A 26,927-nucleotide genomic window follows, 5' to 3' on the forward strand; every position below is an offset into this window, starting at 1 on the left:
ATGGATTTGCGAGCGTCCTAGGAGGTGTTCTTCTAAATGAAGAAAAAAATTAGTATTTATGCATTGTTAACCGTCTTGATTTGTTTTTTTATGTTATACCGTCTAGACGCTTATATTATGAAACCTGGAAGTGCTTATGATGTCAGTAAATTTGTTACCGTTGAAAATGACCACACGGAAAACAAAGGATCTATGAGTTTAATGACAGTGGCTATGCAGCAAGCAACGCCTTTTTCATATTTGTGGGCGAAAACACAAAAACATCAAAAAATAATGGATATTAGTCAAGTTCGAAATCCATTGGAGGATGAAGAAGAATATAATGTACGCCAGCTTAAATTAATGTCAGACTCACAATTTAATGCAAAGTATGTAGCTTTTCAAAAGGCTGGTATTCAAACAAAAGTTATCTTCAACGGTGTTTTTGTATTAAATGTCCTAGAAGGCGGTGCTTCAGATAATCTATTAAAAGCTGGTGATGAAATTATTGAAGTTGATGGACAAAAAATTAGGAACCAACAAATGCTTGTAGATCTTTTGAAGCCAAAGCAACTTGGAGATAAGGTGACTATTAAATTTATACGTAATCAAAAAGAACAAGAAGAAACGATTACATTAAAGGAAATCCCTAAATCAGAAGAGAAAAGAGCTGGTTTAGGTATTACGTATGCTGAAAGTAAGTCTATTGAAACGGATCCAAAGGTGTCTATGAAAACAGAAGATATTGGAGGTCCGTCTGCTGGGCTAATGTTTACATTAGAAATTTTAGATCAACTTCTCGAAGAAGATTTAACAAAAGGCTATGCTGTTGCAGGTACGGGGGAAATGTTGGTTGATGGCTCCGTTGGAAGAATTGGTGGAATAGACTATAAAGTCATTGCTGCGGATAAAGATGGTATGGAAATCTTTTTTGCGCCAGATGATGAAATTTCTCCAGAAATGAAAGCTAAATATCCCGAGCTTGAATCTAATTATGCTACAGCAGTTAAGACGGCTAAAGAAATTGGTACGAAAATGAAAATAGTTCCAGTTAAAACAGTTGATGATGCAATCGAATATTTAAAACAGTTACCACCGAAATAAAGTTTTATCATCTTAATATGGGGTTGATTTCCTGTGAGCGAGCGTTGAATCGCTTCCTCCGCGCTTTCGCAGGAAAAAACACCCTAATAATTAAGGTGATATCCTTGGCGACATAACAAAGTAAAAGGATTCACACATAGTTTTGTGTATGAATCCTTTTTTTGCTCTTTGGAAGGTGAATGTCAATAAAAACTTAAAGTTGGTTGATAAAACGTGAAAGTTAGTCGATAAAATTCAAAAGTTAGTCGATAAAATTCTGAAGTTGGTTGATAAAGCGTGAATGTTTATCGATAAAAATGAACTTCTTTCAGCTGTCCAAACATCCGCTATAGAGGAACACTGCCTAAGAACGCCACGTCCAGTGGCAATGACTGAGTGCCCAACATCGTGCCGCTGACACTACGTTAGCGCTTCGCTTTCGCGCAAAAACATCTCTTGGCCCGAGATCTGCCGCGAGTGAAACGGCTCATCGTACGCCCCTAGGGAAGCGTCTACCCGAACGGAACTCAACCTTCGCTTTGCCCGCTAACTAATTTCATTGACGTAATTGTCTTCTAACAGCAAAAAAGGATGCTAGAAGATTTTCTGGCATCCTTTTGATGTGAATTAGAAGTATTTTTCTTTAATTACTTAAAAACGAATAGGAGGTGTTTGATAATCTTTAGGGAGATTTTGTTCCTTTGCGCCATGTTCTATACTTAAATTGTATACCTCTGCTGCATGAATATCCACAGCAAGCATAGCATTGTCTATAGCTGCAACACGACTGATCAAAGGTAAAGGTATGTCTTTTTTATGCATTCCTAAATAGGCTTGTCCCTCTCTACTCATACCAAGTAAACGAATATTAGAGGGTGCCTTAAAGCTTTGCAGTTGTTCCTTTGTAAATCCAGTATAAATGTGTGTGAGCATACGCTGAAGTCGTGTCCAAGTATAGCGTTTTGATTTAATCTTCTCCATAAAGCTGCTGAATGAATGACTTGTTTTCGCTGCTTTAATTAGAGCATGTTCAATTCCTTCTGTTACTTCAGCGTAGCGAGTAAGTTCCTTAGGTGTGTGCCGAATAAGTGTAAACTGTAAGAAAGGCCAAAAAGTATCCCAACTTGCAAATTTACCGTATTTTCCATGCCAATCAGTTAAATAATCAAACGATGCTTTAGGGAGAACGTCTTGGACACTTTGTAGAGCACTGGTTGATGATAGAGCCTTACGTATTCCTGTGGCACTAGCAATGGATGAACCTTCTTGTAAAGCGTCATGGTAACCCGCAGCTATGCGAGGAATTGTTAAAGGTTTAATCTTACTATCTAATGCCATGGCTGCCTCAATATAATGAAAACCGAGTATATTGTTTGGTTGTGCCAAATCAATGTATGTAGCAGGAAACTTTTGAGAAAGCTGTTCATAGGCATAATGTAGACTTTTAGGATAGCTTGCACCCGTTTTAAGGCTTTCTTTAATAAAAGCGTCATATTCAGTGCGATGATTTTTAATGAGCTGAAACGTATTCATAAAGGGTTGAATGGAACCATCTTCGCTTCCGAAGGCAAAAGAATCGCAACCAATTGCAGATAGTAAGGAAATTGCTCCTTTTGCGAAATCAGTTGCAGGTGCGGTACTATAGACATAAGGTAGCTCGATGACGATATCAACACCACCTGCTAGAGCCATTTGTGTGCGTGTCCATTTATCGACCATGGCTGGTTCACCGCGCTGTAAGAAATTCCCGCTCATGATCGAGATGACTATATCCGCTTGTGCTACTTTTTTTGCCTGTTCTAAATGATAGGCATGTCCATTGTGAAAAGGATTGTATTCAACAACTATTCCGACTGCTTGCATTATTTAAGCCCCCTTTATCAAATTTATTTGCTTTTCGTTCTCAATAAATTTGTTTGCCTGTTGCATATTTAGAACGGTTTGGAGCAAATAAGCTTTTCATAATATATAATTATAGGTGGGTTTTATTGTGGTGACAAGAAATTATCTTGACATCTATTTTTACACATTATATAATCAACAGTGTTGTCTCGAGGTGATTAAACGAATGAAATGGTCAATTCATCAATTATCTAAATACCGCCAAAACGGGATGCCAATCGATGCCTGTGTCCAGTTGGACGAGGTGATGGAGCGAAACCAGGATATTCGAGCAATTTCGCCCGTTCATGTAAAAGGGCTATGTACTTTCGGTGCATCGCAAATGACATGTCAGCTAACTGTGACGGCGACGTTAACACTACCATGTGCACGCACGTGGGAAGATGTTGAGTTTCCTATCGAAGTTGAGACAGTTGAAGTTTTCAGCTGGATTGACGAAGAAAAACGAGGGGAAGATGATGGAGATATTCACTATATTGATGGTGAAGTAATCGACATGAAGCCAGTTCTTGAGGAGATTATTCTTCTTGAGGTACCTATGCAAGTGTTCAAAGAGAATACTGAAGGACAAATGCATGGTGGTAAAAATTGGTCTTACGCAACAGATGAAGACGTTGAGCTACACAAAAAAGCTGACGAACAAAAAGTGGATCCAAGACTAGCTGCATTAGCTAAGTATTTTGATCAAACAGACGAATAGACGATCTGTAAGGAGGTGCCATCAATGGCTGTACCATTTAGAAGAACTTCTAAAACTGCAAAAAGAAAGCGTCGTACGCATTTCAAACTATCTGTACCTGGTATGGTAGCTTGCCCAAACTGTGGTGAAGCGAAATTATCACACCGTGTTTGCAAAGCTTGCGGACAATACAAAGGTAAAGAAGTAGTAAGCAAATAATACAGTGTTTGCTCACTTAAAAGGCTAGTAGAGAGACCATGGCTCTTTACTAGTCTTTTTGTTAGTTCGAAAAGACGGAATCTTTCGTTAATAATGAAAAGATATATAGTACTATAATAATTGTATGATACAATTTATCCATCGGGACAAAGGGGGAAATAGTATGGCATATATAATTGAAAACAAAGAAGGTATTATGACGTTTACGATTAATCGAGAAGAAAAACGGAATGCGGTTAATGATGAGGTGATGGATGGGCTACAAGAGGTCATTACATATATTCGAAATCATGATGATGTACGTTTTTTAGTCGTGACGGGTGCGGGGGATAAATCATTTTGCTCGGGCGGAGATTTATCTGAATTTCATTCGCTTGAAACTGAGGATGAGGCGTTTGGGATGTTAGGTAAGATGGGTGAAATACTATATGACCTTGCAACATTGCCTGTGCCAACGATTGCATTGATAAATGGAACAGCGGTTGGTGGAGGCTGTGAGATTGCGACAGCTTGCGATTTTCGTTTAGTGGCAAGTCATGCGAAGTGTGGTTTTATACAAGGGACATTAGCAATTACAAGTGGCTGGGGTGGAGGCACGTACTTATTCGAACGAGGGTTACGCCATGATCGTGCGATGAAGATGCTGGTCGATGCGAAGCCTTATCCAGCGCAATTACTATATGAAATTGGTTGGGCAATGCGTGTGTTTGAAGGTTCAAAAGAAGAGGCGTTGAATGATTTTATCGAACATATGCGTAAAATTCATCCTTCTGTTCATAAGGCTTATAAAGAAATTGAACTTCGTAAGTGGCGTGAGCGTAATATGTATGAGCGCGTTATGGAGGAAGTTCGAACATGTGCAAAATTGTGGGAAAGTGAAGCTCATCATGAGGCAGTTGCTAATTTCCTAACAAAGAAGAACAATAAATAATGTTTAACGACAGTGATTATAGCAAAACCTAATCGCTGTCTCTTTTTTTTACATCAAGGCGAAATTGATTTCGGTGATTCTATTTTGCTCGCTCATGCATATAGTAGTAAAAAATGCGAGGGTGATAGATTATGGAATTGAAAAAAAGAAAAGATCAATGGACAAAGGAAGACGATGAAAGATTAGCAGAAATTGTGTTGCATAATGTGCAAAATGGCAAAACGCAGCTGGAAGCTTTTGAATTGGCAGCTGTTGAACTAGGTCGTACAAAACAAGCGTGTGGTTTCCGTTGGAATAAAACGTTACGTGGTCAATATAGTCAGTCACTACTAGCCGTGCGAAATCAACCGCAACAATCTATGCGCAGCCATTTGAAATTGGCATTGACAAGTTTTGATGAATTAACAGAGGCCTACCAAACTCTTGAAATGAGGCACCGAGAATTACAAAATGAGCATGAAAAACTAGTGAAGTGGTTGCAACAAGGATATTCTTTAATGAAAGATTAAAATGAGGTAGCAACTCTTGGAAGTTAAAAGTGCTGTAGAGTAAGTTACTTAGAAAAAGTTTGAACTTGAATGAAAACATAATCCCCTAAGTGTTTCAGCAATTATTTATCCCGCATTGACTGACCATAAAAGCCTGATTGGTGTATAATAAAAGAACCTGCATAGGAGGTGCCTTAGATTTATTTCTAAGGCACCTCCTTCTGTAGAGAGGGGCAAAGACAGTGGAAGTCACGATGGTTTGTGATAAGGCTGTTTAGTAGGGTATTCTTTTATTTAGTGTGTCTATTTATAAATGTGGGAGGTGTAGAGTGTTGTGAATGTAGCGATTATTGGTGCTGGGGCTGTAGGACAGTTAACGGCAAGTTTTTTAGTTGAGTCTGGTATCTCTGTAACATTGGTGGCAAGAAGGCAAGGACAAGCGGATGAACTTAATGAAAAGTATTTAACACGAGTGAATGTTGATGGAACAAAAACGGTTCAAAAGGTTGCTGCAACTACGAAAATAGAAGAGTTGCAACAGCAAGATTTAATTGTAATTGCGGTTAAATATGGTCAATTACAAAAGCTTTATGAACAATTGTCTTCATTACCAAGTGCAGTACCCTTGCTATTTATGCAAAATGGTTTAGCACATTTCGATGAAGCACTACGTTTACCACAAAGAAATATAGCTTTTTGTTCTGTGTCATTTGGTGCTCAAATGATAAATCAGTCAACTGTACGACATAGAGGTGTAGGGGTTTGTAAAATCGCGATAGAGCGGGGGAGTAGTGATGCATTTAACGAGCTGTTACAACTTGGGAATTCCTTTTATCCAGTTGAATTGGCTGCTAATGCTGAACAAATGCTATTTGAGAAAGCTGTATTCAATTGCTTGATTAATCCATTAACGGCTGTTTTACAAGTGAAGAATGGAGAGCTAGTAACGAATAAGCAAGCATTTTTATTAATGCAAACTATCTATCGAGAGCTAACGGCTGCTTTTGAAGGTCTAGAACAAGCTATACCTTTTTTGGGAGTGATAGACTTATGTGAAAAAACAGCAAGTAATACATCCTCTATGTTAGCAGATCGGATGCAAGGAAGAAAAAGTGAAATTGACACGATTGTTGGAGTAATACTAGAAAAAGCTCTGGCAGGTGGTCATAATTTGCCTACTTTACGTACTTTATATCACCAAGTACTTGCAATAGAGGAGAGCGGTGAAAGACGTTGAAAGATTTTTTACATATTGTTATTAGTGTCGTTATTTTTTGTCCAATCCTCCTGTTTATGATTGTCTATTTAATTAGTCGAAAGGTTAAATTTCGAGGCACTCATGCTTTTGGAGCAGCATCGGATGTGACGACATTGTGTTTGTTTTTTTCAGTACCACTAGCGATTGATGTACTATGGAATGTTAATGTTAGCGCTCTATTAGTAACGTTAGCGATAATGATGGCAATGGTTTTTACATATATTGATTGGCGAACAAAAAAAGAGATTGAAGTGAAATCGCTACTTAGGAAAATTTGGCGCTTTCAATTTTTGGTACTAAGTACGGCGTATATTGTTGTTTGTCTAATAGGTGTTATTCAATCGGTAATTGAATATTTACAGGCTATCTAAGCATTTTCTTTTCATGTTGAAGCCATAAGCGTTAAAATGATAGCATTATAAATTGTTTTTAATAATAACTCTATATGTGCAAAAAATATTAAATAAATTCCAATGTACTTTAGCGATTGATAACATACTAAGGGTAAATCGCATAATAGTAAGTATTAGAAGAATTTATTTCAAATTTGCTTGTTAGAGTCAGAAGATGATTTAGTGAGTAGAGGAGTTTGTGTTAAATGAAACTGGAGTCAATCCGAGTACCCATAAAAAATCGTTTGCTAGCAGATTATTGGTCGCCAAATACTGCTATCCATGAGTTTTTTGAATATGAATATAACGATGAATCTTTTGAAAAACGAGCACAATACTTAGATGAGCATGCGCGTGATCAAAAAGAATTAACGGCCATCATCCGTCGATTTATGGAGCCGCTTGGTATTTCAAAGAAAGCGGATGAACATTTACAGCAGCTAGAGCAAGGGGCTGTTGCGGTTGTCGGTGGACAACAGGCGGGTATATTAACTGGCCCTCTTTACTCGGTGCATAAGGCGATTTCAGTCATTACATTAGCGAAAGAGCAAAGTGTGAAGCTTCAGCGACCGGTTGTTCCTGTTTTTTGGATAGCTGGAGAGGATCATGATTTAGAGGAAATTAACCATACGTATACAGTCCATGGCGCTGACATTAAAAAAAGAGCGTACAGTGAACGTTCGAGACGTAAAACAATGGCTTCCGTAACAAGTATAAACAAAGAATCTATGACACAATTATTAAATACAATTGTGAAAGATATTGGTGAAACAGAATTCACTGAAATACTTATTAAACAATTAGTGGATACTCTGAATAAGAGTGAAACATTTACGGATTTCTTTGCGCGACTCATGAACCAACTATTTGAAGATGAAGGTTTACTGATGATTGATGCGGCAGACTTTAAATTCCGTCAATTTGAGAGTGAAAATTTTACCCACATCATTCGTAATAATGAAGAAATTGCTAGGGTAGTAACGGAGAAGGAAGCTCAGCTAGCAAGTGCGGGTTACGGTGAGCCTATATTGGCAACGGATGAAGCGGCCAATTTATTTTTTGTAGAAGATGGGGAACGGCATCTATTGGAGAGAAAGAATCAGCTATTTGTTAATTTAGCTGCAAATATTAAGATGTCGCGTGAAGAACTTTTAGAAATTGCTAACAAGCATCCTGAGCAATTAAGTAATAATGTTGTAACAAGACCATTAATGCAGGAGATGACTTTACCTGTGCTTGCATTTGTAGGTGGGCCGGGAGAACTTGCGTACTGGGCAACATTGAAGGATGCGTTTACAGTATTAGGCTTACAAATGCCGATTTTTGCTCCGCGTCTTCATATCACGATTGTCACACGTCATGTAGAACAACTATTGCGTGAACATCATTTGAATGTTGCTGATGTGTGGGATGGGAAAGCATTGCAACTTAAAGAGCAGTTTATTGCTGAAGTACAAGATACTGAAGCGAAGCGTCAAATTCAAATGATGCAACAGATGCTTTTAGAAAAATATGATGAGCTTCGATCTTATTTAGAAGAGCAACATCTTTCGTTAGATAAAATACTTGGGAAAAATAAAGAGAATCATCTTAAGCAATTTGAGTATTTACAGCAAAAGGTTGAACAAACAGTACTTAACAAGCATGAAACGACAATTCGAAAGTTTATGACGCTACACAATGAGTTATATCCAAATGAAGGATTGCAGGAAAGAACTTATAATCCTTATCAATATTTCAATGAATTTGGACCTGTGTTAATTACTGAAATGCTGAAGCAAAATTATAACATTGGAAACCATCACTATATACTTTACTTATAATTTCTAAATAGTATTTCTTTATACCTAAATAATGATTTAATACAATATAGATTTGATGTGCAATGTCGTATATTAATAATAAGTGGTGAGCTATCCTACTAAGGGTAGCTCTTTTTTTATGTCATTTAGCACAGGTGGGATATTGAATTTAAGGTCTAATTTCGTATTAAATATTTTAATGTCAAGTTTTTTTTAAAAAAAGTGGAGGAAAGTGGGGGGATGTGGTACATTATTTAATAAAGTGGGGTGAATAGCATGTTCATGGGAGAATATCAACACTCTGTTGATGCGAAAGGACGATTAATCGTACCCGCAAAATTTCGTGAAGCCTTAGGTGAAACGTTTGTTGTGACACGCGGACTTGATAATTGTTTATTTGGCTATCCTATGGATGAATGGCGAAAACTCGAAGAAAAATTAAAGGGCTTACCGATGACCAAAAAGGACACACGTGCATTTGCAAGGTTTTTCTTTTCTGGAGCAACGGAAGTAGAGATAGACAAGCAGGGGCGCATTAATATTCCTTCAACTCTTATGCAGCATGCACATCTTGTGAAAGAATGTGTAGTGTTAGGGGTTTCGAATCGGATTGAAATATGGGCGAAAGATGCTTGGGAGACTTACTTTAGTGAGTCTGAACAATCCTTTAATGAAATTGCAGAAAATATGATTGGCTTTGATTTTTAACTTATTAGACGCTTAGGTGTCTGCTGTATATGAAGGTTAAGGCCTGAAGGGAGCGAGTGGTATGTTCGATCATACAACCGTGTTATTAAAAGAAACAGTTGATGGGTTGAACATCGATCCTGATGGTGTATATGTGGACTGTACGTTAGGTGGGGCAGGACACAGTGAATATTTAGCACAACAATTATCTGAAAAAGGTCGTTTGATTTGCTTTGATCAAGATACGATAGCTATTAACAATGCAAAAATTCGATTGGCGCCATATATTGAGCGCGTGACATTTGTCCACTCGAATTTCCGGTATTTAAAAGAAGAGTTATTAGCTCTTGGTATCGAGCAAGTTGATGGCATTTTATATGATTTAGGTGTTTCATCACCACAGTTAGATACACCAGAACGAGGTTTTAGTTATCATCATGATGCACCTCTAGATATGCGCATGGATCAAACGGCATCACTTACAGCATTTCATGTCGTGAATGAATGGGCATATGAAGATTTAGTGCGTATATTTTTCCGTTATGGAGAAGAAAAATTTTCAAAGCAAGTTGCTCGTAAAATTGAAGAGGCGCGAAAAGTGGCGCCTATTGAAACAACTGGACAACTTGTAGAACTTATTAAAGAGGGTATCCCAGCAGCGGCTCGCCGAAAAGGTGGACATCCAGCGAAGCGCATATTCCAAGCAATACGAATTGCTGTTAACGATGAGCTAGGCGCAGCAGAGGATTCATTAGTCGATGCGATTGATATGATAAACGTAGGTGGACGCATTAGTGTCATTACGTTCCATTCATTGGAGGACCGCCTATGCAAGACTATTTTTAAGGAAGCGTCATCATTACCGGAATTACCACCGAATTTACCAGTAATTCCTGATGACATGAAGCCAACTTTAAAGCTTATCACAAGAAAGCCGATTGTTCCTTCTGATGAAGAATTGGCAGTAAACAATCGTGCTCGTTCAGCAAAGCTTAGAGTGGTAGAGAAAATTAACGACAAAGGGCGTGAGTAAATGGCAGCAGTTCGTGTAAGGCAGCACCAACAGCAACATGTGCAACAACCGTTAACACCACCTAGTCCACAACCCACTATCATACGTCGTAAAAAAACGAACCAGAAGTTTGAAAAGACAATGCTAATTTTTTTAATTGGTATGATTGCTGTATTATCAGTACTGGTTTTAAATAAGCAAGCAGCAATTCAAACGACAAGCATGGACATTCAAAAAATCGAAGCTGAAGCAGATGAGATTGCGAAACAGAATGTTGACTTGACAGTTCGTGTAAGTGAACTTTCTACATACGATAACATATGGAAAAAAGCTAAAGAACTCGGTTTAACTCAAAATGAGAAAAATGTAAAGGTAGTGCCGGGAGAATGAAAAAAAAGAGATTTCGATTCCAATGGGGAGCCTTTCTATTATTAATTTTTTATGGAGGGCTCTTTTTTCTATTGTTCACGAGAATGGTTACGTTACAGGCAACAGGTGAAGCGGAAGGTCAGGAGCTTGCGGCTAGGGCAGCTGCAAAATATAGCAAAGAAAGTGCCATTACAGCAAATCGTGGGAAAATTTACGATCACAACGGTCAAGTCATTGCTGAGGACACACTTAGCTATCGATTGATTGCAATTGTAAGTGATAAAGCCACGACGGATCCAAAAAACCCTCGGCATGTAGTAGATCCTGAAAAAACTGCAAAGATATTAGCAGAAAATCTTCCTAATTCAGACGAAGAAAAAATATATAAACAGCTTACTAAGGAAAATGCTAATGGCGAAAAGCCTTATCAAGTTGAATTTGGTAGTGTAGGTCGCGGAATTAGTCATGAAGTAATGAGTAAAATCAAAGAAGAGGAATTACCAGGGATTTTATTTGTGAAAGATTTAAAACGTTATTATCCAAATGGTGTTTTTGCCTCGCACTTAATTGGCTTCGCAGTAAAAGAGGAAAATAAAGATGGAACGTTTACGACAAAAGGTAAGATGGGTCTTGAATACACCTACAATAAAGAGCTAACTGGAAAAGACGGTAAGGTAGAATATGAAACTGATGCCTTCAGTTATCTATTGCCAGATAGTGAGAAAATGATCACACCTGCGAAGGATGGCGACGATATTTATTTAACTCTTGATAAAACCATTCAAAGCTTTTTAGAGGAAGCGATGACGCAGGTGGAAAAGGAATACAACCCTGAATCCATGACGGCTGTTGTAGCAGATCCGAAAACAGGAAAAATCCTAGCAATGTCTCAACGTCCCACATTTAATCCTGATACACGTGAAGGCACAAATATGAAGTGGTTAAATGAAGTTATTGAGGAAACCATTGAGCCGGGTTCGACGATGAAAACATTTACGCTCGCCTCAGCTATTGATACTGGAGTATGGCAACCAAATGCAAAGTATATGTCAGGTAGTTACAAAGTGCTTGATCGTACAATTCGAGATCATAACGGGGTCGGTTGGGGGCCAATTACTTATTTAGAAGGTTTCCAGCGTTCATCAAATACAGCGATGGCAAATTTGTTAAAACTTATTGGTGATGATGTCTTTATTGAATATTTAGATCGCTTTGGTTTTGGTCACAAAACAGGCATTGATTTGCCAAATGAAGCGACAGGTACGATTTTATCGAAATATCCTATTCAACGTGTTACAACGACTTATGGTCAAGGTTCTACTGTAACACCTATACAGCTTATTCAAGCAATGACGGCAATTGCGAATGACGGAAAGATGATGCAGCCATATGTGATTGATCGTATTGTAGACTCATCAACAGGAAAAACCATTCAAAATCATGAGCCTATTGAAAAGGGACAGCCGATTAAAGCGGATACAGCAAAACAAGTACGTGAAATTCTTGCGTCTACATTAACAGCAAAATATGGGACAGCGAAGGACTTTATACTTGAAGATTATCAAGTCGCAGGAAAAACAGGTACTGCCCAAATTCCATTAGGAAATGGTAGATATTCGTGGGGTTCAAACGAATTCCTGTATTCATTCTTAGGAATGGCTCCTGTAGATGATCCGCAGCTCATTATGTATGTCTCGGTAAAAAGACCAAAATTAAAGGGTGAACTTGGTTCTGTACCAGTTTCAAAAGTATTTAACCCAGTTATGTTAAATAGTTTAAAGTACTTAAACATTAATCCTGAAGATGTACAGCATGTTAACAATGCAACAATACAGGATTACACAGGTCAAAGTGCTGAGTCTATACAAGTAGAGCTTGCAAATGATGGTCTACAACCAGTTATTGTTGGTGGTGGCGGCAAAATAATTGACCAGTATCCTAAAGGTCCTCAAAAACTTGTTAAAGGGAACCTTGTGTTTTTAAAGACAGAAGGTGATGTGACACTGCCAGACTTCACCAATTGGTCATTGCGAAATGTACTTGTCTTTAAATCAATGGCAAATTTAGAAATTGAAGTCGTTGGAGAGGGCTTTGTAGCTAGTCAAAGCGTATCGGCAGGTACCGTAATTTCAGATAAATCACCGATTGTCGTGAAGCTGAAAACACCAGCTGAAAGCTTTAAAAAAGATGTAGAGACCCCATCTGAGGGTGACATTGAACAAATAGATGATGAATAGATACTGAATAGAAGTCCACTTTATTTCATACGTTGTAAAAAACAAGGTGTGATGTCGAATGAAGTGGATTTCTATCCATTCTAAAAAGCGATTGCGTATTTTATACGTATTGTTTATGTTTGTAGCAGCTGCGATTGTCATTAGGCTTTTCTTCTTGCAAGTATTAGATCAAAAAGAACTGACCAAGAAAGCTGAAGAGAACTGGGACCGAGAAATTCCATTTGCCAATGAGCGAGGGCATATTACAGACCGTGATGGGAAAAATATTGTTACCAATAAGCTAGCGCCAACTTTATATTTTATGCCTTCTCAAAGTAAGGATATTGAAGGGGCAGCAGCAAAAATTGCACAAGTTTTAGGGGTAGATGAACAAAAGTTATTGGCAAAAATGAAGAAAAAAGAATACTTAGTAAAGCTGGCACCTGAAGGGAAAAACATTTCCTATGAGAAAGCAGTACAGTTACAAGGGATGCAGATTGACGGATTGTATAGTGGTGTTGATTATTCAAGGGATTATCCTTACGGTACCTTACTATCCCGCTTTTTAGGTTTCACAGGCTATGATGCACAAGGTTTAGCAGGAATTGAATATGAATACAATAAGCTGTTACAGGCTAATTCTTCGGCAATACGGCTCTTTACAGATGCGAAAGGGAATAATTTGCAGAACGTAGCAAGTGCTTGGAAAGCCGGTGAAGATGGCGCGACAATCGAGCTTACGATAGATGTAGATGTACAACAGGTTGTCGAGCGTGAATTGTCACAGGCTATGGAGCGTTATGAAGCTGATCAAGCATTGGCGATTGCTATGAATCCAAACAATGGCGAGATTTTAGCATTAGCCTCATATCCTACCTTCCATCCGGCAGAATATCAACTGGTGGAGCCTGCTATCTACAATCGGAATTTACCAGTTTGGATGACATATGAGCCGGGATCGACGTTCAAAATTATAACGCTCAGTGCAGCACTAGAAGAAAATTTAGTAGATTTAGAGAAGGATACTTTTTATGATCCAGGCTATACAATGGTTGCTGGAGCTAAACTACGTTGCTGGAAGCGTAGTGGTCATGGACATGAAACTTTCCTAGAAGTTGTAGAAAACTCTTGTAACCCAGGTTTCGTTGAATTAGGGCAGCGAATTGGTAATGAAAGACTACTGCAATATATTAAAGATTTTGGTTTTGGTCAAAAAACTGGATCTAATATTGCAGGCGAAGCTTCTGGGATTTTATTTTCAAAAGAAGCCTTTGGACCAGTTGAGCAGGCAACCACTTCATTCGGTCAAGGGGTAGCTGTTACACCCATTCAACAAGTGCAAGCCGTAGCCGCAGCAGTAAATGGAGGTAAGCTTTATACGCCATATGTTGTGAAGAAGATTTTTAATCCGAATACTGGAGAAGTTATACAAGAGACTGAGCCGGTAGTTAAAAAACAGGTTATTCGAGAGGAGACGTCTGCGAAGGTAAGAGGTGCATTGGAATCCGTTGTAGCAAAGGGTTCGGGACGTCAAGCCTATCGAGACGGATTACGTATTGGTGGCAAAACGGGTACAGCGCAAAAGGTAGAGAACAGCCGTTATATAAATGGTGAATATATCGTATCGTTTATTGGCTTCGCTCCTGCGGATAATCCGCAAATTGTCGTTTATGTAGCAGTAGATAACCCAAAAAAGACAACGCAGTTTGGTGGTGTTGTAGCAGCTCCAATCGTTGGTCAAATTATTGAAGATGTTGCACCTTTTGTTGGCATTGAAAAATCGAAGGAACAGCTTGAAAAGGATTATCGTTGGGGTGACCCAATCACTGTGAAGGTACCAAGTTTTATTGGTCAAACGAAGGATGATATTGCCAAGCAACATTATCCATTCCGTATTGAATGGCATGGAGAAGGGACTAAAATTGGCAATCAACTGCCTGAAGTGGATAGTGTTATTAAACAAGATGGCACCATTCATCTATATTTAGAGAACTAATATAACTTTACCTTTAAAAAATGGGAAAGAACCACTATTATTATGAAGGGTAGTAATAAATAAATGAAAGTTTGTGCTTTTTTCTTGAAGAAGAAAGTGAAACAAGATTTAAAGGAGATTTATCAATGAAACTCGCAACAACGCTTACCATTTTAGCTCTTGCTTTTATAGTAACAGTTATCCTGGCACCAATTAGTATTCCACTTCTTCGCCGATTAAAGTTCGGTCAAAGCATTCGTGAAGAAGGACCAAAATCACATATGAAAAAAGCTGGTACACCAACAATGGGCGGCATTATTTTCTTACTTGCCATTATCCTTACTACTGTTGGTGTAGGAAGCTTTTTAGATTTATTTACAACACAAACCGTCGTATTGTTATTAGTATTAGCAGGGTTTGGGTTAATCGGCTTGTTAGATGATAGCTTAAAGGTTGTTTTTAAACGTAATTTAGGACTAACATCACTTCAAAAGCTGGTTGGTCAAATTGTCATTGCGGTCCTAGCATATTTTTTACTACATGTAGGATCGTTTGATACAACACTTGCTATACCATTTACTGAGTGGACGGTTGATCTTGGTAATTTCTATGTAGCCTTTTTAATTTTCTGGTTAGTTGGCTTCTCGAATGCAGTGAATTTAACAGATGGATTAGATGGACTTGTGGCAGGTACTGCATCCATTGCCTTTGCGGCATTTGGTGTTATTGCTCTGTTCCAAGATCAAGCTGATATCGCCTTATTTACATTTGCGGTGACAGGTGCATTATTAGGATTTTTACTTTTTAATGCGAATCCAGCAAAAGTATTTATGGGAGATACAGGTTCGTTAGCATTAGGTGGAGCTTTAGCAATGGTATCTGTTTTAGTAAAAGAAGAATTCTTACTGTTACTAATTGGATTGGTGTTTGTTATTGAAACATTATCTGTAATTTTACAGGTAGGTAGCTTCAAACTACGTAAAAAACGAATTTTTAAAATGAGTCCTATTCATCATCATTTTGAATTATCAGGTTGGTCAGAATGGAAGGTAGTACTTGTATTTTGGTCAACTGCATTAGCAGTAGCATTGATTGCAGTCTTATCGGAGGCGTTCTAATGAGAAACTATACAGATTTACAACATAAAAAAGTCCTTGTTTTAGGTCTAGCAAAAAGTGGTGTGGCTGCAGCTGAGATTTTACATGAGCTTGGCGCCTTTGTGACGGTCAATGATTCAAAACCATTTGACGAAAGCCCAGATGCGCAAGGCTTATTGCAAAAGGGGATTACCGTTATTTGTGGGCGTCACCCGGAGGATTTACTGGATGAAGGCTTTGAATTAGTTGTGAAAAATCCGGGGATTCCTTATAGCAACAAGATAGTAGCAGATGCCATTAGCCGTGAAATTCCCGTATGGACAGAAATTGAGCTTGCTTATTTAATTAGTGAAGCTCCATTTATTGGTATTACAGGGTCAAATGGTAAAACAACAACGACAACTTTAATTTTTGATATGCTGAATAATGGTGGTCCAACACCGTTAATTGCAGGGAATATTGGGACAGTAGCATGTGGTGTTGCAAGAGAGGCTCAAAAAGAGAATGTAATTGTTACAGAGTTATCTTCTTTCCAACTAATGGGCATAGAGACATTCAAGCCGAAAATCGCTATTTTAACTAATCTTTATGATGCTCATCTTGATTATCATGGGACATTTGACAACTATGCAGAAGCAAAATTTGGTGTCACACGTAATCAAGATGAAAGCGATTATTTCATCTACAATGCCGATCAGCCAATTGTTGTTGGTTATGCAACAAAATCCAATGCTAAAAAGGTACCATTTAGTTCTAAGGGGCGTACAGAAGAGGGTATTAGTGCAGATGAAACAACAATTTACTGGCAAGGTGAACCATATCTAAATCGAGCAAATATCGCTTTGCCTGGTAAGCATAACTTAGAAAATATTTTAGCAGCTGTAGCCGCTTGTATTTTAGTAGGCTGTGACAAAGCTAAAATGGAAGAAGTTTTAGCAAAGTTTGGAGGAGTTCGTCACCGTACTCAGTTTGTGCGCGAATGGAACGGACGAAAAATTTACAATGACTCTAAAGCGACAAACTGCTTAGCTACAAAAAGTGCTTTAGATGCTTTCCAAGCACCTGTTATTTTACTTGCAGGTGGCTTAGATCGAGGACATTCGTTTGAAGAATTACGTCCATGCATGAACCATGTAAAAGGTGTTGTTGCCTTTGGAGAAACAGGTCTACGATTTGTAGAATTTGCAAAGTCGTGTGGCGTACAGCAAACTGTCATTGCCCAAAATGTTGAAGATGCCGTACATTATGCGGCACCGATGTCGACAGAAGGCGATGTTATTCTCTTATCTCCGGCGTGTGCAAGCTGGGATCAATATGACAGCTTTGAAATACGAGGCGATGTTTTTATTGATGCTGTAATGAAGCTGTAATGAGCCTGTAACTATTTTAGAATATACTTGACTTGGAAGGATGGCATTACTGAGAGGGAAAGAAAGCTATTTATTGCTCGTCACAACATTGCTGCTTTCAATAATCGGCATTATTTTCGTCTATTCTGCAGGTACCTATTGGAGTGCCATTCATTATAGTGGAAAAATGCCGTTTTATATGAAGCAAAGTCTGTACTTTGCCGTTGCCATTGTAGTGTTTTTAATCACCATCCGATTAAATATTTTGAGAGAGCAGTCCTTTTGGAAAATGGCCTATATATTTTCGTTAATTTTACTGGTCCTTGTACTTATACCAGGAATTGGACTTGTGCGAAATGGTTCTCAAAGCTGGATTGGAGTAGGACCGTTAACAATCCAGCCAGCAGAGCTAACGAAAATTACAGTCATTGTGTACTTGAGTCATATTTTAGCGCAACATAAAACGGGTACGCCGATTATTAATTGGCGTCATGGCTTGATCTTATTATTACCTGTTGTACTTATTATGTTGCAGCCCGATTTTGGTTCAGTATTTATTCTAGTTGTTTCTGTGTTTTTATTGTTTTTTGTGGCGGGCTATCCTTTAAAGCTTTATGCGATGTTTATGGTTGCTGGAATTGCTGGGTTAGTGGGCTTAATTGTCACAGCGCCATACCGACTAAAGAGAATTGAAGCCTTCATTGATCCATGGGTCGACCCCCTAGGAAGTGGCTTTCAGGCTGTACAATCGTTAATGGCTATAGGTCCTGCAGGGATTTTTGGACATGGTTTTGGACAAAGTAGGCAAAAGTTTTTATATTTACCTGAACCACAAAATGACTTTATTTACGCAATTATTCTAGAAGAGGTAGGATTGCTAGGTGGGCTAGTTATTTTAGCGCTTTTTGTACTGATCGTTTATACAGGCTATAAATTCGCAGTACAGGCTAAAACAAGAACATCTTATTACGCGATAATAGGACTTGTCACAATGCTGACCGTACAAGCATTTCTAAATATAGCAGTAGTGATTGGTTTAGTTCCTGTAACAGGTGTTACATTACCGTTTATTAGCTACGGAGGAACATCTTTAGTAACAATGTGGTTAATAATAGGTATTATTTATCAATTAGCGAAATAAATATAAAGGAGGAGTACTTTTTGGAGAAAGTAATTGATATAGAAGATCGCATACCTACGCTAAAAAAGCGACGAAAAAAGCGTACAAATCGGAAATTTATAGTGCTAATATTACTTTTCTTTATCGTGTTAGCAGTACTCCTTTATTTTCAATCTCCTTACAGTAAAATCAACAAAATAACAGTCAACGGCGCTCAGTTAGCAGATGCACAATACTACGTACAAGCCAGTACGCTTGCACCTGGAAAGTCGATGTGGGGATTTAAAGTAGAAGATGTAGAGAAATCATTACTAAAGGATAAATGGGTGAAAGATGCACATGTTAAACGGGATTGGCTTCAAGGCGTGACTATTGAAATTAAAGAATGGAAAAAAGTTGCATACTTAGCCGGTGACGGTACTTATTATCCATTACTTGAAAATGGCGAGCGTTTTGAACAAGCTGGAGATGACATTCCGATCGACGCACCTGTATTTATCGGCATAACTGGCGAAAAGACTATTAAGAAGCTTGTTAAGCAATTAGCACAATTAAAGCCAGAAGTATTAGCATTAATTTCTCAAGTCAATATTAACAGTAATGAGTCAAATCCTAATGCAGTTACGCTGTATATGAACGATGGCTATGAGGTACGTGCTGTTATTCAAACGTTGGCAGAAAAGCTAAATCATTATCCATCGCTCGTGGCACAAATCCCGAATTTAGAAAAGGGTGTTATCGATTTAGAGGTCGGCTCGTATTATAAATCTTTCAATGATGAGTACAACCAAGAAAGCATTGACTTAGAAGGAGATGCGGCCAACCAGGAAGTGAAAAAAGATGAACAACAAGAAAAAGAGTAGCAAAGGAAATTTCTTTTCAAGAAAACAATTTGAGTTGCTTATTGTTTGTGTGACTATGGGGTTTATCGTTGGCTATTCGTACAATCAGGCAAAAGATAATCGACATGCAGGTGCTAGTGATGCAGAGCTTTTTGAGCAAGAAGAGTCATATCGTGAGGAGTTAATTGCACAGCAAGAGCGCAATAAAGAATTGTCAGAAGAGTTGACTTCTTTACAAGAAAAAATTCGCAAGTATGAAAAGTCATTTGTTGCTAGTAAAAAGGATTATACAAAGCTGGTTGAAGAAGCAGAGGATTTACGCTTGTTGCTAGGCGATTTAAACGCAGAGGGAAAAGGGATACGTATTACCCTTCAAGACGGTGATTACGACCCGAAATCTGCTAATCCTAATGATTATATTGTGCATGAAAGCCATGTATTTAAATTACTCAATGAACTTAAAATTTCTGGTGCTCAAGCAATTGCTATTAATGGACAACGCGTTATGGCGAATTCTTATATTCGTTGTAATGGACCAGTCATTACTATAGACGGCAAGCAGCATCCAGCTCCATTTGTTATTGAGGCTGTAGGGGATTCAGCAACATTGATGGCTTCCTTAAATTTAAATGGTGGCATTGTGGATCAACTAGTAAATGACAATATTGTTGTGTCATTAGAAGAAGAACAAAAGCTTATAATGCCAAAAGTAATAGTAGAAAGTTAAATGATTTCCAGTTAATATTTACAAACTAAACCTTGGTTATAGCCTCCAGATAAGTTATAGATTGTAATATGCATTTGCATAATTCAAGATATAAGGCAAGGCGTAAATCTGTGGGGGGTTACGATACGTCTAGGAGGGGCTATTTTGAAAAAAAATATGTACACCCGAATAACGATCGTGCTATTTATTATCGGTTTGATGATAGCGGTACAATACAATACCATAAAGCAACCAGCTGAGCGAGATACACGAGATATTTGGGCCATAAGAGAGGAATTAGCAGAAGAAAAGCAAAGGCATTCCACATTATTAGCAGAAATTCGCTCACTAAATGAAGTAGTGGGTCGCTATGAGCAATCTGAGAAAGCAAATTTACAGTCAGCATTATATGAAACATTGAATCGTTTAAAGCTACAAGCTGGGCTAACAGAAGTTAAAGGGCCAGGTGTTGTACTTCGTGTTGAACCAGCGCCAGAATTAATAGAAATGGGCTATGAAATCAAAGAAATTTCACCGGATTTACTAACCCAATTATTGAATGCGCTGTTTAAAAACAATGCAGCGAGTGTTTCGATAGATGGAAATCGTGTTGTCCATACGACAGCCATTCGAGACATAAATGGAAAGACTACAGTGAACAGTATACCACTGTCCTCACCACCTTTTGAAATTTATATTGGGACAAGCTCCTTTAAAGAAGCTCAAAAAATGTACAATTCGTTACAGGCCTCTACATTTATCGATTCCTTTTATTTAGATAATTTTAATTTAATAATAGAGGAACCGACAGAGCATTTAACAATCCCGGCATTTGATCAGCCATTGACAAATGATTATTTAACAGAGGTGGAAAAAGGAGAATAATATATGTGGCTACCATTTTTAGGTCTGATATTTGGACTTGCCCTTGGCTTGTTAACAAATATTCAAATACCCTCTATATATGAAAATTATCTGTCGATAGCTGTTTTAGCAGCCCTGGATACATTATTTGGCGGTATTCGTGCTCAACTACAGCAAGTATATGATGATAAAGTATTTGTATCTGGATTCTTTTTTAATATAATTCTTGCAGCAGGATTAGCCTTTTTAGGTGTGTATTTAGGGGTAGACTTGTATTTAGCAGCTATTTTCGCTTTTGGAGTACGTTTGTTCCAGAATATAGCAATAATTAGGCGAATTTTACTAACTAAGATAGACGAAAAACGTCACGAGAAAAGGAAAAATACCATATAATTAGAGAAAAATTGTGCAAAATGCTCGATTTGCTTAGACATTATGCTGAATTTACAATAGAATGAGGATAAGAGCATTTTTCAAGGAGGTGCAGCTAATTGAATCAGCAAGATTTATATATTTCTCTTGATATAGGATCATCCTCTATCAAGGTATTAATAGGTGAAATGGGTGACGGTCAATTACATGTAATTGGCGTCGGAAATGTAAAATCGAATGGAGTAAGAAAAGGTGCAATTGTTGATATTGATGCAACAGTTCAATCGATTCGAAAAGCAATAGAACAAGCTGAACGAATGACAGGATATCAAATTAATGAAGTCGTTTTAGGTGTTCCTGCAAACCAAACGATGTTACAGCTAGTTAAAGGTGTTGTCGCTGTAAATAGTGAAAACAGAGAAATTACAGATGATGACTTAGATAGAGTGGTAGAATCTGCACAAGTCATGTCAATACCTCCTGAACGTGAATTAGTTAACATCATTCCAAGACAATTTATTGTCGATAACTTAGATGAGATTAAAGATCCACGAGGTATGATTGGTATCCGTTTAGAAATGGATGCCACAATGATTACAACCTCTAAGACACTTTTACACAATGTTCTACGTTGTGTAGAACGTGCAGGTTTAAGTATTCGAGAAATATATTTGCAACCATTAGCAGCAGGCTTTTTTGCATTAACAGAGGATGAAAAAAACCAAGGTACGGCTTTCGTTGATTTAGGCGGCGGTTCAACTACTATCGCAGTATTCGAAGAGGGACTGTTGACACATACGGGTGTTATTCCTATTGGTGGCGATCACATCACGAAAGATATTTCGATCGTCTTAAAAACACCAACAGAACAGGCAGAACAAATAAAACATCAATTTGGACATGCCTTTTATGATGATGCATCAGATGATGAACTCTTTGAAGTACCGGTTGTCGGGACAGATTCAACAGATCAGTACAGCCAGCGCTATATATCTGAAATTATAGGCGCTCGCTTGGAAGAACTATTTGAGTTAGTGATTGACGAGTTAGCACGTCTAGGTGTTCGAGATTTACCAGGCGGTGTTGTTTTAACTGGTGGCGTTGCAAAACTTGAGGGTATTGCTCAATTGGCACGTCAGATTCTGCAAACCCGTGTTAGAATTTATACACCCGATTATATTGGCGTTAGAGAGCCTTCATTTACGACAGCGGTTGGACTTATTCGTTACGCCTATTTAGAAGATGATTTTTATGGGAAAAGTACTAATACGCAGCCTATTGAATATGCAGTTGTCGGATCTTCAGCAGCCACACATAAAAAGCAAGAATATGCTACACCTTCAGAATCAAAAGGGAGCGTAATTGGGAGAGCAAAAAAATTATTTGATAAGTTTTTTGATTAACTTCTTTCAGCTGAAGTCTCCCGCCTTTATTGGTAGTGAGAGGTGAATGCGGATTTAAGCTACTTTTCAGCAGATGTCCAAACACCTGCTGAAAGAAGTTAATGCCTCCGGCGGATGTCACGGAATCGGAAAGGAGTTCTTTGTGCCAGCACAAAGCCGATTCCGGACGCAATTATACCGAGGCATAATTGATCTAGAATGCGTAATGAATGATACAGAGTCGAGTTACCGTGGGAGGAAAAAGAAATGTTAGAATTTGATACAAGTGTTGATCAACTTGCAGTAATAAAAGTCATTGGTGTTGGTGGCGGCGGTAACAACGCTGTCAATAGAATGATAGAACATGGTGTACAAGGTGTTGACTTTATCGCAGTTAACACAGATGCACAAGCGCTAAATTTATCGAAAGCAGAAATAAAGCTACAAATTGGTACAAAATTAACACGTGGGTTAGGTGCAGGTGCAAATCCAGAGGTAGGGAAAAAAGCTGCAGAAGAGAGCCGTGAACAATTAGAAGAGGTTCTACGTGGTGCAGACATGGTATTCGTTACAGCTGGAATGGGCGGAGGAACTGGTACTGGGGCCGCGCCAGTAATTGCACAAATTGCTCGTGATTTAGGAGCTCTTACAGTCGGTGTTGTAACGCGTCCATTTACGTTTGAAGGTCGCAAACGACAAACACAAGCTATCGGTGGTATTGGTGGCATGAAAGAGTCTGTTGATACGCTAATCGTCATTCCGAACGACAAGCTATTACAGATCGTTGATAAATCAACGCCAATGCTAGAGGCATTCCGTGAGGCAGATAATGTTTTACGTCAAGGTGTACAAGGTATTTCAGATTTAATTGCAACACCAGGTCTTATTAACTTAGACTTTGCAGACGTTAAAACAATTATGTCTAACAAAGGTTCAGCGTTAATGGGGATTGGTATTGCTACAGGTGAAAACCGTGCTGCTGAAGCAGCTAAGAAAGCTATTTCAAGTCCTTTACTTGAATCCTCAATTGATGGCGCTAAAGGTGTTCTTATGAATATTACAGGTGGCTCGAATCTTAGCTTATTTGAAGTACAAGAAGCCGCAGACATCGTAGCTTCAGCATCAGATGAAGAAGTAAATATGATTTTCGGTTCTGTTATTAACGAAAATCTAAAAGATGAAATTATTGTCACAGTTATTGCGACAGGTTTCTCGGAGGAAGCTTTACAGCAACAACGTAATACTACACGTCCGACGATCAATACAAATAGACAAGCTGTACAGCAACAGCAAGCTCCGGTGCGTGAACCACGACAAGATGTACATGTACAGCAAGAGCAACCACGTCAAAATCAACAAAATTATGCGCAGGATGACATGCTTGAGGTACCAGCATTTTTACGTAATCGTAGAAATCGCTGATAAATTGAAAGCATCTGACTTCTAAAAAACTCGTATTTTACATATGTAAAATACGAGTTTTTTATATTTCCAAAGTAAAAATTTTATCTTATTCGGCAAATGTTATTGTGGCGAAAGTAAAATTGAAGTACCAATGTTGATTGGTCGTTTGCCTAGAGAAACGTAAACAGGCGACAGCGCTAATAATTATGAGAAATTAATTGATTGTTCAGATTGTGTAAGGAAAGGATGTATTTTGTCAAAACATTTTAAGGAAATGATGCGATTGTTTGACAATATTTGTGAGTGTAACATGCTAACTTTGTATATAGGAGGCGGCTGTTATGTATGGAGAATGGCTGGTGCTCATTAATACGCTTTTTAACCTAGCGATACTCAAGTTTACGGCAAAGGTAACAGGGGTTTTTGTAAAGAATACGAGATTATTAATGAGTTCTATTTGTAGTAGTTTTGTAGCTGTAATAGGTGGTCAAATGCTGTTAACAACGCTGCTGAGCTTTTTCATACTAATTGGGATAGCTTTTCGTTTCAAGATTCGAAGCTTTCAAAAGCAAGGACCAATTGTTTTGACAGCAACAATCGTTATCGGTGGATTGTTAACGGCGTTACAACCATATTTAAAAAGTCTTTCTGCCGTCCATTTTATAATTATTTGCCTACTATTAGCTGTTAGTAATCTTATTGCTTTTTATAAGCAATGGGGATTTGTAAAGCTAGAGCGGTTAAGTGGTCAGTTTGTGTTTGATACGACGTTAAAAATTTTTAATGTAAAGATACCGCTTTCTGCATTCCTAGATACAGGTAATCAAGCTATCGAGCCATTATCAGGGAAACCTGTTCACTTTGTCTCTTATGCCGCTTTAAAACCACATTTACCTGCAGCATTTTGCAAATCATTATTGGAATGGCAAGAAACTGATCCGTATAATGTATCCATGTTTTCAGAAGATTATCAGCGTTATATTCGATTTATTCATGTTAATACAGTGCAACAGCAGTCAGTTGTACTAGGTTTCCGCTTTGAGGAGTGGCATATAAAGGGGGAGCACTCACAAGTGAAAACGAATGAATATATCGTATTAACAAAAAAAGCTAAAAATTTTCCGCATAGCACAGCAGCAATTTTACATTTTTCAGCGCTTTCAAATAACTCATAGAGGGGGAGAACTATTGCTTCTTAGGCTACTTGCTAGCTTGAAAAAATTATGGAGTAAGTTTCGAAGTCGTGAAACGTACTATATAGGGGGAAATGATTCATTGCCAGTGCCACTAAGTCGAGAAGAAGAAGTTACAGTCATTGCATCCTTTATGAATGGTGATTTACGAGCTAGAGATACACTAATTGAACGTAATTTGCGTCTTGTTGTTTATATTGCTAGACGTTTTGATAATACAGGTACGCCGATTGAGGATTTAATAAGTATTGGTTCGATCGGTTTAATTAAGGCGATTGAAACGTTCAATACAGATAAAAATATTAAGCTTGCCACATATGCATCACGTTGTATTGAAAATGAAATTTTGATGCATCTACGTAAAACAAGTCGCATGAAGGGTGAAGTTTCATTAGATGAACCATTAAACTCCGATGCTGATGGAAATGAATTGTTATTGTCTGATATTTTAGGAACAGAAGAACATATTATTTTAGATAATGTAGAGAAAAAAATTGAACGTCAACATATGTTTCATGCCATTAATTTACTAGGGGCGCGTGAAAGATATATTATGGAATGTCGTTTCGGACTAAATGGAAAAATTGAAATGACTCAGAAAGAAGTAGCTGATCATTTAGGTATTTCGCAATCATATATTTCCCGATTAGAGAAGAAAATTATTCAAGATTTACGTGAAAACTTGAATCAACCGATATCTTAAGTAGGGAAATTTAACCTACCTAAAATTGGTCTTAGCTTTTGTGCATATTCTCGTTTCTCTCGGACAAACTGATGTCACGGTTTAGTCAGAGAATAACATCCGGAGGAATCGAATATGCGAACTAAAGTAGATCTTTGCGGCTTAGATACATCGACTTTGCCAATTTTAAAGCACGAGGAAATGAAGGAATTATTCATCCGTTTACAAGCTGGAGAAACAGAGATTAGAGAAGAGCTTGTAATGTGCAATTTAAGGTTAGTGCTTAGTATTGTCGGTAGATTTGCCTACAGGGGTGAACAGGCAGATGATTTATTTCAGGTAGGCTGTATTGGCCTCATGAAAGCCATTGATCATTTTGATTTGAAGCATAATGTGCGATTTTCAACATATGCTGTACCAATGATCATTGGTGAAATTCGTCGCCATCTGCGTGATCATCATGCATTACGTGTTTCTCGTTCTCTTAGAGATATTGCGTATAAGGCGATGCAGGCAAAAGAGCAATGGATAACCGATAATTTAAGAGAACCAACAATTGAAGAAATTGCTGAAATGATTGACATGAAAAAGGAAGATGTATTATTTGCTTTAGATGCCATTCAAGATCCAGTTTCATTACAAGAGCCCATTTATTCTGACGGTGGAGACGCTGTTTATATGATGGACCAATTACGTGATGATGATGTATCAGAAGATCAATGGGTTGCCTACGTGTCGGTAAAGGAAAGTTTACAAAAGTTAGATGATCGTCAACAAATGATTGTTGCAAAGCGTTTTTATTACGGTGAGACACAAACTGAAATTGCAAAGGAATTGGGAATATCTCAAGCGCAAATTTCACGTCTAGAAAAAAATGCAATTGAAACAATGCAGAAAGATTATAAGTAAAAACAATGCGCATCC

26 protein-coding genes are annotated in these 26,927 nt (G+C 38.0%); 25 read left to right on the forward strand and 1 reads right to left on the reverse strand.

Annotated elements, in window-relative coordinates:
• The first annotated feature begins 36 nt into the window (after positions 1-36).
• Complete coding sequence (locus AB9L17_RS04980; RefSeq protein WP_068983264.1) at positions 37-1,083, forward strand: SepM family pheromone-processing serine protease; 1,047 nt, start codon at positions 37-39, stop codon at positions 1,081-1,083.
• A 630-nt stretch (positions 1,084-1,713) separates the two neighbouring features.
• Here AB9L17_RS04980 and AB9L17_RS04985 read toward each other — a convergent pair.
• Entirely contained in the window at positions 1,714-2,925 is a 1,212-nt protein-coding gene (locus tag AB9L17_RS04985; RefSeq protein WP_223552793.1) for a nucleotidyltransferase, read from the reverse strand.
• Between the two features lie 205 nt (positions 2,926-3,130).
• Here AB9L17_RS04985 and AB9L17_RS04990 point away from each other — a divergent pair, with 205 nt between their 5' ends.
• From AB9L17_RS04990 to sigG, 24 genes are all read left to right on the forward strand, one after another.
• Positions 3,131-3,664: a YceD family protein gene (locus AB9L17_RS04990; RefSeq protein WP_068983262.1), complete on the forward strand. Its 534-nt coding sequence runs from the start codon at positions 3,131-3,133 to the stop codon at positions 3,662-3,664.
• A 24-nt stretch (positions 3,665-3,688) separates the two neighbouring features.
• Entirely contained in the window at positions 3,689-3,862 is a 174-nt protein-coding gene (rpmF, locus tag AB9L17_RS04995) for a 50S ribosomal protein L32 (RefSeq protein WP_010858320.1), read from the forward strand.
• A 163-nt stretch (positions 3,863-4,025) separates the two neighbouring features.
• Positions 4,026-4,793 (forward strand): enoyl-CoA hydratase/isomerase family protein, encoded by a 768-nt coding sequence (locus AB9L17_RS05000; RefSeq protein ID WP_068983261.1) that lies wholly within the window; start codon positions 4,026-4,028, stop codon positions 4,791-4,793.
• Positions 4,794-4,924: 131 nt separating this feature from the next.
• Positions 4,925-5,302: a transcriptional regulator gene (locus tag AB9L17_RS05005; RefSeq protein WP_068983260.1), complete on the forward strand. Its 378-nt coding sequence runs from the start codon at positions 4,925-4,927 to the stop codon at positions 5,300-5,302.
• 313 nt (positions 5,303-5,615) lie between these two features.
• Positions 5,616-6,518 carry a ketopantoate reductase family protein gene (locus AB9L17_RS05010; protein ID WP_223552792.1) on the forward strand — a complete coding sequence of 301 codons (903 nt, stop codon included), beginning with the start codon at positions 5,616-5,618 and terminating at the stop codon, positions 6,516-6,518.
• Positions 6,515-6,910, forward strand: a complete 396-nt coding sequence (locus AB9L17_RS05015; RefSeq protein WP_068983258.1) for a DUF3397 domain-containing protein — start codon at positions 6,515-6,517, stop codon at positions 6,908-6,910. Before AB9L17_RS05010 ends, AB9L17_RS05015 begins: the two co-directional genes overlap by 4 nt.
• A 227-nt stretch (positions 6,911-7,137) precedes the next feature.
• Positions 7,138-8,754: a bacillithiol biosynthesis cysteine-adding enzyme BshC gene (bshC, locus tag AB9L17_RS05020; protein WP_375200156.1), complete on the forward strand. Its 1,617-nt coding sequence runs from the start codon at positions 7,138-7,140 to the stop codon at positions 8,752-8,754.
• Positions 8,755-9,009: 255 nt separating this feature from the next.
• Positions 9,010-9,441 (forward strand): division/cell wall cluster transcriptional repressor MraZ, encoded by a 432-nt coding sequence (mraZ, locus tag AB9L17_RS05025; protein WP_068983256.1) that lies wholly within the window; start codon positions 9,010-9,012, stop codon positions 9,439-9,441.
• Between the two features lie 61 nt (positions 9,442-9,502).
• On the forward strand, positions 9,503-10,453 hold the full coding sequence (gene rsmH, locus AB9L17_RS05030; RefSeq protein WP_375200157.1) for a 16S rRNA (cytosine(1402)-N(4))-methyltransferase RsmH: 951 nt from the start codon (positions 9,503-9,505) through the stop codon (positions 10,451-10,453).
• On the forward strand, positions 10,454-10,822 hold the full coding sequence (gene ftsL / locus AB9L17_RS05035; protein ID WP_068983254.1) for a cell division protein FtsL: 369 nt from the start codon (positions 10,454-10,456) through the stop codon (positions 10,820-10,822). It abuts the gene before it with no gap.
• Positions 10,819-13,038 (forward strand): penicillin-binding protein, encoded by a 2,220-nt coding sequence (locus tag AB9L17_RS05040; RefSeq protein ID WP_375200158.1) that lies wholly within the window; start codon positions 10,819-10,821, stop codon positions 13,036-13,038. The genes ftsL and AB9L17_RS05040 overlap by 4 nt, the downstream gene beginning before the upstream one ends.
• Positions 13,039-13,096: 58 nt before the next feature.
• Positions 13,097-15,013 (forward strand): stage V sporulation protein D, encoded by a 1,917-nt coding sequence (locus AB9L17_RS05045; RefSeq protein WP_068983252.1) that lies wholly within the window; start codon positions 13,097-13,099, stop codon positions 15,011-15,013.
• A 125-nt stretch (positions 15,014-15,138) separates the two neighbouring features.
• Complete coding sequence (gene mraY / locus AB9L17_RS05050) at positions 15,139-16,110, forward strand: phospho-N-acetylmuramoyl-pentapeptide-transferase (RefSeq protein WP_068983251.1); 972 nt, start codon at positions 15,139-15,141, stop codon at positions 16,108-16,110.
• Positions 16,110-17,459, forward strand: coding sequence for a UDP-N-acetylmuramoyl-L-alanine--D-glutamate ligase (murD, locus tag AB9L17_RS05055; RefSeq protein WP_068983250.1), 1,350 nt, complete (start codon positions 16,110-16,112; stop codon positions 17,457-17,459). The genes mraY and murD overlap by 1 nt, the downstream gene beginning before the upstream one ends.
• Before the next feature lie 40 nt (positions 17,460-17,499).
• Positions 17,500-18,579: a putative lipid II flippase FtsW gene (ftsW, locus tag AB9L17_RS05060; protein WP_068983249.1), complete on the forward strand. Its 1,080-nt coding sequence runs from the start codon at positions 17,500-17,502 to the stop codon at positions 18,577-18,579.
• A gap of 20 nt (positions 18,580-18,599) precedes the next feature.
• Positions 18,600-19,421: a cell division protein FtsQ/DivIB gene (locus AB9L17_RS05065; RefSeq protein WP_223552784.1), complete on the forward strand. Its 822-nt coding sequence runs from the start codon at positions 18,600-18,602 to the stop codon at positions 19,419-19,421.
• Positions 19,399-20,127, forward strand: coding sequence for a DUF881 domain-containing protein (locus AB9L17_RS05070; RefSeq protein ID WP_068983247.1), 729 nt, complete (start codon positions 19,399-19,401; stop codon positions 20,125-20,127). Before AB9L17_RS05065 ends, AB9L17_RS05070 begins: the two co-directional genes overlap by 23 nt.
• A 144-nt stretch (positions 20,128-20,271) precedes the next feature.
• Positions 20,272-20,991 carry a DUF881 domain-containing protein gene (locus tag AB9L17_RS05075; protein ID WP_068983246.1) on the forward strand — a complete coding sequence of 240 codons (720 nt, stop codon included), beginning with the start codon at positions 20,272-20,274 and terminating at the stop codon, positions 20,989-20,991.
• Positions 20,992-20,994: 3 nt separating this feature from the next.
• Positions 20,995-21,363, forward strand: a complete 369-nt coding sequence (locus AB9L17_RS05080) for a small basic family protein (protein ID WP_068983245.1) — start codon at positions 20,995-20,997, stop codon at positions 21,361-21,363.
• Between the two features lie 98 nt (positions 21,364-21,461).
• Complete coding sequence (gene ftsA / locus AB9L17_RS05085) at positions 21,462-22,745, forward strand: cell division protein FtsA (protein WP_068983244.1); 1,284 nt, start codon at positions 21,462-21,464, stop codon at positions 22,743-22,745.
• A gap of 246 nt (positions 22,746-22,991) precedes the next feature.
• Positions 22,992-24,146 carry a cell division protein FtsZ gene (gene ftsZ, locus AB9L17_RS05090; RefSeq protein ID WP_068983243.1) on the forward strand — a complete coding sequence of 385 codons (1,155 nt, stop codon included), beginning with the start codon at positions 22,992-22,994 and terminating at the stop codon, positions 24,144-24,146.
• A 323-nt stretch (positions 24,147-24,469) separates the two neighbouring features.
• Entirely contained in the window at positions 24,470-25,303 is an 834-nt protein-coding gene (locus AB9L17_RS05095; protein ID WP_068983242.1) for a sigma-E processing peptidase SpoIIGA, read from the forward strand.
• Between the two features lie 13 nt (positions 25,304-25,316).
• On the forward strand, positions 25,317-26,024 hold the full coding sequence (sigE, locus tag AB9L17_RS05100) for an RNA polymerase sporulation sigma factor SigE (RefSeq protein ID WP_053594633.1): 708 nt from the start codon (positions 25,317-25,319) through the stop codon (positions 26,022-26,024).
• Positions 26,025-26,138: 114 nt separating this feature from the next.
• Positions 26,139-26,912, forward strand: coding sequence for an RNA polymerase sporulation sigma factor SigG (gene sigG, locus AB9L17_RS05105; RefSeq protein ID WP_049668350.1), 774 nt, complete (start codon positions 26,139-26,141; stop codon positions 26,910-26,912).
• Positions 26,913-26,927 lie beyond the last annotated feature (15 nt).

The organism is Lysinibacillus sp. RS11 (genome assembly GCF_042019215.1).
GTDB classification, from domain to species: domain Bacteria; phylum Bacillota; class Bacilli; order Bacillales_A; family Planococcaceae; genus Lysinibacillus; species Lysinibacillus xylanilyticus_A.

What these genes read in the sequence shown, in the direction of transcription:
- AB9L17_RS04980 (WP_068983264.1), top strand. Translation starts at nt 37, where the DNA reads ATGAAGAAAAAAATTAGTATTTATGCATTGTTAACCGTCTTGATTTGT.
- AB9L17_RS04985 (WP_223552793.1), bottom strand. Translation starts at nt 2,925, where the DNA reads ATGCAAGCAGTCGGAATAGTTGTTGAATACAATCCTTTTCACAATGGA.
- AB9L17_RS04990 (WP_068983262.1), top strand. Translation starts at nt 3,131, where the DNA reads ATGAAATGGTCAATTCATCAATTATCTAAATACCGCCAAAACGGGATG.
- rpmF (WP_010858320.1), top strand. Translation starts at nt 3,689, where the DNA reads ATGGCTGTACCATTTAGAAGAACTTCTAAAACTGCAAAAAGAAAGCGT.
- AB9L17_RS05000 (WP_068983261.1), top strand. Translation starts at nt 4,026, where the DNA reads ATGGCATATATAATTGAAAACAAAGAAGGTATTATGACGTTTACGATT.
- AB9L17_RS05005 (WP_068983260.1), top strand. Translation starts at nt 4,925, where the DNA reads ATGGAATTGAAAAAAAGAAAAGATCAATGGACAAAGGAAGACGATGAA.
- bshC (WP_375200156.1), top strand. Translation starts at nt 7,138, where the DNA reads ATGAAACTGGAGTCAATCCGAGTACCCATAAAAAATCGTTTGCTAGCA.
- mraZ (WP_068983256.1), top strand. Translation starts at nt 9,010, where the DNA reads ATGTTCATGGGAGAATATCAACACTCTGTTGATGCGAAAGGACGATTA.
- rsmH (WP_375200157.1), top strand. Translation starts at nt 9,503, where the DNA reads ATGTTCGATCATACAACCGTGTTATTAAAAGAAACAGTTGATGGGTTG.
- ftsL (WP_068983254.1), top strand. Translation starts at nt 10,454, where the DNA reads ATGGCAGCAGTTCGTGTAAGGCAGCACCAACAGCAACATGTGCAACAA.
- AB9L17_RS05040 (WP_375200158.1), top strand. Translation starts at nt 10,819, where the DNA reads ATGAAAAAAAAGAGATTTCGATTCCAATGGGGAGCCTTTCTATTATTA.
- AB9L17_RS05045 (WP_068983252.1), top strand. Translation starts at nt 13,097, where the DNA reads ATGAAGTGGATTTCTATCCATTCTAAAAAGCGATTGCGTATTTTATAC.
- mraY (WP_068983251.1), top strand. Translation starts at nt 15,139, where the DNA reads ATGAAACTCGCAACAACGCTTACCATTTTAGCTCTTGCTTTTATAGTA.
- murD (WP_068983250.1), top strand. Translation starts at nt 16,110, where the DNA reads ATGAGAAACTATACAGATTTACAACATAAAAAAGTCCTTGTTTTAGGT.
- ftsW (WP_068983249.1), top strand. Translation starts at nt 17,500, where the DNA reads ATGGCATTACTGAGAGGGAAAGAAAGCTATTTATTGCTCGTCACAACA.
- AB9L17_RS05070 (WP_068983247.1), top strand. Translation starts at nt 19,399, where the DNA reads ATGAACAACAAGAAAAAGAGTAGCAAAGGAAATTTCTTTTCAAGAAAA.
- AB9L17_RS05080 (WP_068983245.1), top strand. Translation starts at nt 20,995, where the DNA reads ATGTGGCTACCATTTTTAGGTCTGATATTTGGACTTGCCCTTGGCTTG.
- ftsZ (WP_068983243.1), top strand. Translation starts at nt 22,992, where the DNA reads ATGTTAGAATTTGATACAAGTGTTGATCAACTTGCAGTAATAAAAGTC.
- AB9L17_RS05095 (WP_068983242.1), top strand. Translation starts at nt 24,470, where the DNA reads ATGTATGGAGAATGGCTGGTGCTCATTAATACGCTTTTTAACCTAGCG.
- sigG (WP_049668350.1), top strand. Translation starts at nt 26,139, where the DNA reads ATGCGAACTAAAGTAGATCTTTGCGGCTTAGATACATCGACTTTGCCA.